This window comes from Marinimicrobium sp. UBA4209 (assembly GCF_002381585.1).
Lineage (GTDB): Bacteria > Pseudomonadota > Gammaproteobacteria > Pseudomonadales > Cellvibrionaceae > Marinimicrobium > Marinimicrobium koreense.
In genome coordinates this window covers 5,332-14,429 of sequence record NZ_DFTP01000076.1, presented here as the reverse complement: position 1 = coordinate 14,429, position 9,098 = coordinate 5,332, and the positions used below count along the sequence as shown (strand labels likewise).

Here is a 9,098-nt window from a genome sequence, read left to right as displayed (position 1 = left end):
TCCCTCCGCTTACGGTCTTGAAAAGGTATCCCCCTTCCCGACCCTCAGTGCCACATCCAAATCTTGGCGTAGGTTCTATTTCCCGAAACGTTACGTTGGCACTGCGGAGGCTGGGTAACCCCTTGCGAGACCGTCACCCGCCTGGACGGCGGGTGATGAGCCTACAGGGATGTATTCACGGCGTGTCTCGCAAGGGGTGACCCAGCCGCAGCACTCAATTCGAAGCGCTACGCTCGAAATACAAAGTCAAACCCAACTGGTTTTTTCTTCCCGCGAAAACGCCTCGTCCAAGGAAACCCGTAACTGATGCTCCACCCAACGAACCAGAGCATCCTGATGTTTGGCCTGCCAACGCCCCTGCTGAAGTCGTTTTGCCCAACCCAACAGTTGCACCTGCTCCTCTCTTGGCCAGGTACCCGCCTCAGAACGCAACACCACCGCACTGCGCTCCGCGTGCGGTTTCAACCACAACTGGCGGGTGAAGGTCAGCGCCCGCGCCATCACCACCAGCGGGAAATTGGGGTGCTTTACCGGCCCCATCACCTGCTTTTGACGGGCCAGCGGCAGCCAGCCCAAACGCTTGCCCGGCAACTCCCGGCTGGCCAACCAACCGCCTACCGAACCGATGACACCACCGGAAATCGCACCGGTCAACAGCGAGGCACCGCCCAGACCAGCGTCCACCGCCAAGCCGGTCGCCGCGCCCGCACTGCCGCTGACCCAGAGCAGATCCCGCTGCTTGAGGCCCCAGAGATACCAGGTTTCCGTATTCATCAACTGATCCGCGTCCAGCTCCCAACCGCTGTCCCGCTCCAGTTCGCTGGTGCGATGGCCCCAGGCTTCACGCAGATGACGGAAAAAATCGGTTTCGCGCTCATCCAGCGCGCGACGCAACTGTTCTTCGGCCCGCTGACGACCGATGGCGCCGGGTACCTGTACCGGCTGGCGCTCCACTAGCTGCTCCGCCCAGTAGGCGGCCAGGGCGTCGCTGACATCTGTCAGGCGCTGTTGATCGCGCGCGGCCAGCCCCTGAATGAGCCCCTGTATCGGGGCAGACCATTCCGGGGTCAGTTCCCCCACGGCGCGTAGCAACGCCTGGCGAGCCGGCAGCGTAGCGGTAAGCGGGTTGAAGACCCGCACCCATTGAAAAAATTGGCCAAGGGTTCGCTGCCAGGTCTCGGTTTGCGACTGGGGCGCCATGGGGTTGATCACCGCCAGCCTGGGCTGTCCGGTCCAGCGCAGGATTTCCATTTCCGCTTCGTCCATCGGCGAGGGCGCCTGGGCACCATCCACCACATAGAGAATACCCGCACCTTCCATGATCGGCCGGAGCAGAGCGACTTCATCGGGAAAGCGCTCCGTGTGTCCCGGTTCCGCCAGGAAGGCGCGCACCCGGTCTGGCCGTGCGCCGGGGCTGACCGGTTCACGCTCCAGCCAGGCCTGTACCTGACGCGCCCGCTGAAAACCCGGCGTATCGATCAAGGTCAGTAACACCCGGCCATCCAGCGAGAACTCGAACCGGTCCGCCCGGCGCGTGGTACCGGAAGCCGGGCTGATCCGCACGCTGTCGTTCTCGGTCAAAGTCGAGACGATCGAGGACTTGCCCCGATTGGGGTGGCCCACCACGCACAGCCTGGGCGTCGGGTGTGACGATCCGGATCGGCTCATTCGGTCACCCATTGCAGCTGATGCTCACCGGCGAACTGACGCCAACTGGCCAGGTGCCGCTCGGGTTGGGTCTGGGCATCCACCATGGCCCGAAGTCCCTGTCGAGCCACGCCGGCATTTCTTACTTGTGCGACCAGGTCGGCCAGCTCTCCCAAGGGGGAGCGATTGGCGGGCACTTGCCACAACACAGCGGAAGGTTGTTTGGCCAACAGGGCCTCCAACTGAAGTTCGTCGTCGGACCAGAGTTCGCCCCCCAGGGTCGGTTGACCCTGTTGGTGCCGTTCCCAGTTGATCACCAGGGCGCCATCCCAGGCACTCAGAGGCGAGGCGGCCACCGGGGCCAGCCTTGCACCGCCACCCTGGCTGGTCCCGCGGATGGCGGGCCCGGGAGATTGAGCTTTCAGTTGACGCAGGCGGATCACTCCGACCACAGCGAGCAGTGCCCGCGGCACCAGGTTGTAAAACAGCAGGCTGGCCATCAGAAACGGCCACCAGTCCCCTGCCCGCTCGGTGCCCGACGCCCGGGGGTCAATTCGCACATAGCGCGTCGCGTCCAACAAAGAGGCGTCCGGCACCGCCGCCGACCAGAACCACGCCCAGGGCATCGCCAACCACTGCAGCAAGCGCAGAGGGCTCTGATCGCCATCGAGCAAGGTGGAACTCCAGCCAAAGGCCAGATCGGTGAACAGGAGAAGCGTCAGGAACCCCAGGATCATGCCCAGCCCGAGCAGAAGCCAAAAGCTCTGCAGACCGATCAGCATTTGCCAGCGCTGGCCGGGCTTGGGATACCAGTGGAGGGTTTTATGGCCCCAGCGGAACAACCAGGGCCGGTCGCGCCCAAAGGCGGCGGCTCCGGCGGCCACCAGGGTGCCCAGGAGGGGAATTCCGGCCCACAGCCACCAGAGCCAGAGCACGTTAAGTCGGCCGCCCGGCGCGTAGCTCAGTGACGCGGCGGCAATCAGCCAGCCGATGATCACCGCAAGCGGCCAGAGCCAGAAAGGTAATTGCAGGCGGGCATCAGTGATGCCATTGGAGTGGGTCATTCCGTCCCCGGGTCAATCGAAAGATCAGGGGAGATTTAACCACATTCGGAGGGGCGCCCGCGAGCGTTAAGGCCCGCGAGCAGCGGTGCGGTCACCCGAGGGGGTAAGCGTCACACCTCGATATCGATTTTGCGCCGACGGCGCCGGTCACCGGAGCGCATATCCACCAGGGGCTTGATATCCCGGCGGCGGCGATCACCTCGACGGCGCTCACGAATGGGCGCCACGGGTGTGGTATCCAGCACCTGCTCGCTCACCGGCATGGTTTCGTCTTTGGCCCGCGTGGTGTTGATCTTGGTGCGGGCCGACGGTGGCAAGGTGCTGGTTGGGCCTATGTAGGTCATGGTGACCTCCGATTCAGTTCGGACCGTCAAAACGACGGCGCTTACCTCTCATATCGGTCTTGGACCCGAAATCTTGACTGGAAGTTCGTTATTTTGTAATCAAAGTCTCGCCGCTGTCAATTTATTGACTGCCGGACCGCTCTGGAGAAAACCAGCTCAGCTCGTGATGTAACTGCACCACCTCACCCACAATCAGCAGCGTCGGACCGTGCACATCGCTCTCGGCCACCCGCTGGGGCATGGTTTCCAGGGTCCCGATCAGTACCCGCTGATCCTGGGTCGTGCCCTTCTCCACCAGTGCCACCGGCGTCTGGGGTGACCGGCCATGGCGAATCAGAACCTGACAGATTTCCTCCAGCCCCACCAGGCTCATATAGAACACCAGCGTCTGTCCCGGCAACGCCAGCTCGGGCCAGGTCAGGTTCGGATTGTCGGTTTTCAGGTGACCGGTGATAAAGCGCACCGATTGGGAGTGATCGCGATGGGTGAGCGGAATACCGGCATAGGCCGCGCAGCCCGAGGCGGCGGTAATGCCCGGCACCACCTGAAAGGGAATCTGGTGCGCGGCCAGCAGATCAATCTCTTCGCCACCACGACCAAAGATGAACGGGTCGCCTCCCTTCAGGCGCAGCACCCGCTTGCCCTCCTGGGCGAGCTTGAGCAACAGTTCGTTGATGTTTTCCTGCGGCATGTGATGATCACTGCGCCGCTTGCCGACATAAATCCGGTCCGCGTCCCGACGGACCAGCTCCATCACCTCTGGTGACACCAGCCGGTCATAGAGCACCACATCAGCCTGCTGCATCAGGCGCAGGGCTTTCAGGGTCAGCAACTCCGGATCACCGGGACCACCGCCCACCAGATACACCTCGCCCTGGGTATCGACATAGTCCGGATTGGCCAGATCCTCGGCAATGGCTTTCTCCGCCTGCTCGTCCTGACCACTGAAAACCAGCTCGGCAATCGGGCCCTGCAAGACTTTCTCCCAGAACCGGCGCCGGTTTTCCTCACTGAACGACTGCTTCACCCGCTCCCGCCAGCGGCTGGCCAACTGGGCAAGGCGACCGTAGCTTTTGGGAATCAGGGTTCCCAGCTTGGCCCGAACCATCCGCGCCAACACAGGCGCCTCACCGCCGCTGGAAATGGCGATCACCAGGGGCGAACGATCGACAATCGCCGGGGTGATAAAACTGCAGAGCTTGGGGCTGTCCACCACGTTGGTGGGCAGATAGCGGGCCTGGGACTCTTCCGAGATACGCGCGTTAAGTTCGTTGTCATCCGTCGCAGAACAGACCAGCACCACATCGTTCAGATCGGTGGATTCGTACTCCCGGTAATGCAATTCACCACCGCCCTGCTCGGCCAGGTGTTTGAGCTCATCGGAAATCTCGGGGGCCACAATACACAGCCGCGCCCCGGCACGGGCCAACAATCGGCCTTTGCGGGTGGCAATGTCGCCGCCGCCGACCAGAAGGCAGCGGCGGTTTTTCAAATCCAGAAAGACGGGGAAATAATCCATGGGGTATCACCGAGGGTGGAGCGAAGTCGAGTGAGGTAACGGCGGATGCGGGCTGCGCCCTTATCCGCCCTACGCCAACTGCCGTGCTATTCGTAGGGCGGATAAGCGGTCTTGCCGCGCATCCGCCGTTACCGAAACTCCAGAGGCCAACTGTCGGATTACGCGCTTTGCGCTAATCCGACCTACAAGACACTCCGGTTTAAACCGGGGTGTTTACGCCCAGGCTTTTCAGTCCACCCATGTAGGGCTGCAAGACTTCCGGAATGGTGATGCTGCCATCTTCCTGCTGGTAGTTTTCCAGCACCGCCAATAGCGTGCGACCAATCGCCAGGCCGGAACCGTTCAGCGTATGCAGCAGCTCCGGCTTGCCGGTTTCCGGGTTGCGATAGCGGGCCTTCATGCGGCGCGCCTGGAAATCCCGGAAATTACTGCAGGATGAAATCTCCCGGTAGCGCTCCTGGGACGGCACCCACACCTCAATATCGTAAGTTTTCGCCGCCGAGAAACCAATATCGCCGCCGCACAAGATGACAGTGCGGTAAGGCAGACCCAGCTTCTGCAGAATTGCTTCGGCGTGGCCGGTCAATTTTTCCAGAGTCTCATCCGACTCTTCCGGGCGGACAAACTGCACCAGCTCCACCTTTTCAAACTGGTGCTGACGGATCAGGCCGCGAGTGTCTTTCCCGTGCGAGCCGGCTTCACTGCGGAAACAGGGCGTGTGGCTAACAAACTTCATGGGCAACTGGTCCGCTCCGTCGAGCAGCACGTTGCGCAGAATATTGGTCACCGGCACTTCCGCCGTGGGAATCAGGTAAAAACACCGCTCATCATCCAACTTGAACAGGTCTTCCTCAAACTTGGGCAACTGGCCGGTGCCGGTCAGCGAATCCGAGTTCACAATAAAGGGCACATTCACTTCCTCGTAACCGTGCTCCTCAATGTGGGTATCCAACATGAACTGCGCCAGGGCCCGATGCAGACGGGCAATGCCCGAGCGCAGCAACGCGAAGCGCGCACCGGTCAGCTTGCTCGCGGTATCAAAATCCAGCCCGCCCAGGCGCGCGCCCAGATCCACGTGATCGACAATCGGAAAACCGAACTCGCGCGGCGAACCCCAGCGGCGCACCTCAACGTTATCGTCTTCGCTTTTACCTTCGGGCACTTCATCGGCGGGAATATTGGGAATTCCACTCAACAGGTCATCCAACTCCGCCTGAATCTCATCCAACTCTGCTTCGGCTTTACCCAGGGCCTCTTTCAGCTCACTGACCTGGGCCAGCAGGGGCTCCACATCCTCACCCCGCTGCTTCGCCTGGCCAATCGATTTGGCGCTGGCATTGCGCTCCTTCTGCAGGTTCTCGGTCTTAACCTGCACCTCACGACGGCGCTCCTCCAACGACATCAGGCGCGCAACGTCCAACTCATAACCACGCTTCTTTAGCGCCTCGGCCACCGCTTCGGGATTGGTACGAACAAGTTTTGGATCCAGCATAAAAATGTCTTATTTAGTTCAGAAGGTTAAAAAATAGAGGTCCTGATCTGGGGAGCCGGTGGGGTTACCCCTTTTCAAGACACGCTGTGAATGCATCCCTGCACGCTCGACGTCGGCATCCATGCCTTCGACGGTCTTGAAAAGGGGTAACCCCACCGACTCAGTGCCACGCGATGAATACGCAGCTTCGTTTCACGGAGTTTCTTATCTCCAAACAACTTGATGGTTAGCTCCAGCAAGTTCGGGTATCAGCATCCGGGGCCGTCGTCGGCGGGAAGCCGACGCAGAGCTACAGGGATGTATTCATGCGTGCCCCGGATGCTGATAGCCGAACTTGCCATCGAACAGAGCTAGACACTAAAAAACCATACGAGCCACATACACCGACACAATAACGGCAGACAGACAGCTCAACAACGTGACCAGCGAATAAACCACCGCCACCGCCGGCGCCCCATTCTGCCAGAGCAACAAGGCATCCAACGAAAACGTCGAAAAGGTCGTCAACGCCCCCAGAAAACCCGTAATCACAAACGGCCGATACTCCGGCGCAACAAGCCCCTTATCGACAATCAACACAAAGGCCAGGCCCACAAGGAGACAACCGAGCACATTGGCCACCAGCGTTCCCAGCGGAAAGCGCGTACCCATCACCGGAAACAGCCAAGTCGTCAAACCAAACCGACCCATCGCCCCCAGAGCACCGCCCAAGGCCACGGCCAACCACTGCATCAATCGCTCTCCTGGCTATAACGCCGAATCGGACTCTTGGCATCCAGCTCGCGGAAATAGGCCAACTTCTCCCGAATCCGTTGCTCAAGCCCCCGCTCCACCGGCTCGTAATAGACTCGATCCGCCAACTCTGGCGGCAAATAACACTCACCCGCCGCGTAAGCACCGGGCTCATGGTGGGCGTACCGATACTCCGCCCCGTAATCCATGGACTTCATCAGCTTGGTAGGGGCGTTGCGCAGATGCACCGGCACCTCATAGCCCGGCTGCTCGCGCACCTCGGCCATCACCGTATTGAAGGCATTATACACAGCATTGCTTTTGGGTGCCGAGGCCATATAAACCACGGCCTGGGCGATGGCCAACTCACCCTCCGGACTGCCCAGGCGCTCCTGGGTATCCCAGGCCGCCAGCGCCAGGGGCAGCGCGCGCGGATCGGCATTGCCGATATCCTCACTGGCGATACGGACAATGCGCCGGGCGATATAGAGCGGATCGCAACCGCCATCGAGCATCCGGGCAAACCAGTACAGCGCGCCGTCCGGGGAGGAGCCCCGCACCGATTTATGCAAGGCGGAAATCTGCTCGTAAAACAGATCCCCGCCCTTATCAAACCGGCGGACATCGGCGGCCAACACCTCCTCCAGCACCGCCCGGTCGATCACTTTCTGACCGTCGCGCTCCTCCGCCAGATCCGAGGCAATCTCGAGCAGGTTCAGCGCCTTGCGCGCATCGCCATCTGCCGCCTTGGCCAGCGTGTCGAGCCACTCCGCCTCAATCCGGATGCCGTCGTTTCCGAGACCCCTCTCGGTATCCTCCAGCGCCTGGTGTAACACCTGGCGAATATGCTCAAACTCCAGTCCACGCAGCACATACACCCGGCAGCGGGACAACAGCGCGTTGTTCAGCTCAAACGAGGGGTTCTCGGTCGTCGCGCCAATAAAAATCAGCGTGCCGTCTTCCACATAAGGCAAAAACGCATCCTGCTGCGCCTTATTGAAACGGTGCACCTCATCGACAAACAGAATGGTTTTGCGCCCCCGGGCGGCCCGCTCCTGTTCGGCCACCTGCACCGCCGCACGAATATCCTTCACCCCCGCCAGCACGGCCGAAATGGTCTGAAAGCGCGCATCCGCCTGCTCAGCGAACAGTCGCGCCAGGGTGGTCTTACCCACCCCCGGCGGCCCCCACAGAATCATGGAGTGCAGATGACCGCGTTCAATAGCGTCGCGCAACGGCTTGCCGGGCGCAAGTAAATGCTCCTGCCCAATATAGTCCGCCAGGTTCCGCGGCCGCATCCGCGCCGCCAGGGGCTGATAAACCGGCTCGCTTTGAAACAGATCGCCCGCCATCAATCCACCAACACATCAACGCCGTCGGGAACCTCAAAGGTAAACCGGCCGTCATCGATGGACTCATTGCGTTTCAGATCGGACAGAGTAAACCGGGTGATCTGGTCCAGATTGTCATCCATCCGGATTTCCCGAAGCAGATCACCGTCAAACGTCAGAACCAGCGCCGCGAACAGACTGTCATCATCCTTCGGCTCCAGACGGAACGCATCCCAACCCTCATCCGTTTGCGTGTGGGTGATCTCAAACTGCTCATTCAGCGCGGTCAGCTCATCACTGAGAATCAGCGCCGGCGTATCCTGCAACTCCTCATCGAACTCACGCACCGTCACCTGCATCAGATCCGGATCGTACAGCCAGATGGACTCGTGATCCGACACCAGACGCTGCTCAAACGGCTCCCGCGTGTGCCAGTCAAACTTGCCCGGGCGAGCCATGGCGAAATCCCCCGAGCTCTCCTCCAGCACCTCGCCGTCCATATCGATCAAGACCTGAGTAAACTCGCCTTGCAGGCTGGTCATGGCGTCCAGGCGGGAGCGCAGCTCGGCGGTCGGGTCGGCATGGAGGGAGGCGCTCAGAAGGAGCAGGGTTGAGGTGATCAGAGCGTAGAGTCGGTTCATAAATAGTGGCTCGGTTGTTTGGTTGTGTTCTTTGGACCCCGGGGGGTGGTTGTAAAGTTCCGGTGGTTTTTTGGTGGATGACGCCCTTTGGGCTCCGATACGTCGGACCGATCCACCCTACGTCATTACCGCAGCATCTGGTATTGGGTCACGGCGGGTGCGCCTTCGGCTTACCCGCCCTACGCGACCTCAGGTGGAAGCTGGCACTGAGGCGAGAGAGGGGAATACCCCTCGGAGACTCTCGGAGGCATGGATGCCGACGAGAAGCCCCCATGGGCCGCTCATTGGCTCCTGCCATCGCGGCATTCGTGCATCCATGCACATCATG

At 60.9% G+C, this 9,098-nt stretch carries 8 protein-coding genes; all 8 read right to left on the bottom strand.

The annotated features are described in order from the left end of the window. Positions 1-246: 246 nt before the first annotated feature. The 8 genes from B3187_RS11245 to lolA all read right to left on the bottom strand — a co-directional run bounded on the left by B3187_RS11245 (position 247) and on the right by lolA (position 8,770). Entirely contained in the window at positions 247-1,668 is a 1,422-nt protein-coding gene (locus tag B3187_RS11245) for a DUF3482 domain-containing protein (protein ID WP_286806492.1), read from the bottom strand. Next, complete coding sequence (locus B3187_RS11240) at positions 1,665-2,711, bottom strand: DUF2868 domain-containing protein (RefSeq protein WP_286806490.1); 1,047 nt, start codon at positions 2,709-2,711, stop codon at positions 1,665-1,667. The genes B3187_RS11245 and B3187_RS11240 overlap by 4 nt, the downstream gene beginning before the upstream one ends. A gap of 110 nt (positions 2,712-2,821) precedes the next feature. Further along, positions 2,822-3,055: a hypothetical protein gene (locus B3187_RS11235; RefSeq protein WP_024460462.1), complete on the bottom strand. Its 234-nt coding sequence runs from the start codon at positions 3,053-3,055 to the stop codon at positions 2,822-2,824. Positions 3,056-3,176: 121 nt separating this feature from the next. Next, the gene (gene cysG, locus B3187_RS11230) at positions 3,177-4,574 is read right to left on the bottom strand and encodes a siroheme synthase CysG (RefSeq protein ID WP_286806489.1); all 1,398 of its coding nucleotides are present in this window, start codon (positions 4,572-4,574) and stop codon (positions 3,177-3,179) included. A gap of 199 nt (positions 4,575-4,773) precedes the next feature. After that, positions 4,774-6,066: a serine--tRNA ligase gene (serS, locus tag B3187_RS11225; protein WP_286806487.1), complete on the bottom strand. Its 1,293-nt coding sequence runs from the start codon at positions 6,064-6,066 to the stop codon at positions 4,774-4,776. A 357-nt stretch (positions 6,067-6,423) separates the two neighbouring features. Beyond that, positions 6,424-6,798, bottom strand: coding sequence for a fluoride efflux transporter CrcB (gene crcB, locus B3187_RS11220; RefSeq protein WP_286806486.1), 375 nt, complete (start codon positions 6,796-6,798; stop codon positions 6,424-6,426). Beyond that, positions 6,798-8,150: a replication-associated recombination protein A gene (locus B3187_RS11215; protein WP_286806484.1), complete on the bottom strand. Its 1,353-nt coding sequence runs from the start codon at positions 8,148-8,150 to the stop codon at positions 6,798-6,800. The genes crcB and B3187_RS11215 overlap by 1 nt, the downstream gene beginning before the upstream one ends. Continuing rightward, positions 8,150-8,770, bottom strand: coding sequence for an outer membrane lipoprotein chaperone LolA (lolA, locus tag B3187_RS11210; protein ID WP_286806483.1), 621 nt, complete (start codon positions 8,768-8,770; stop codon positions 8,150-8,152). The genes B3187_RS11215 and lolA overlap by 1 nt, the downstream gene beginning before the upstream one ends. Positions 8,771-9,098: the final 328 nt, after the last annotated feature.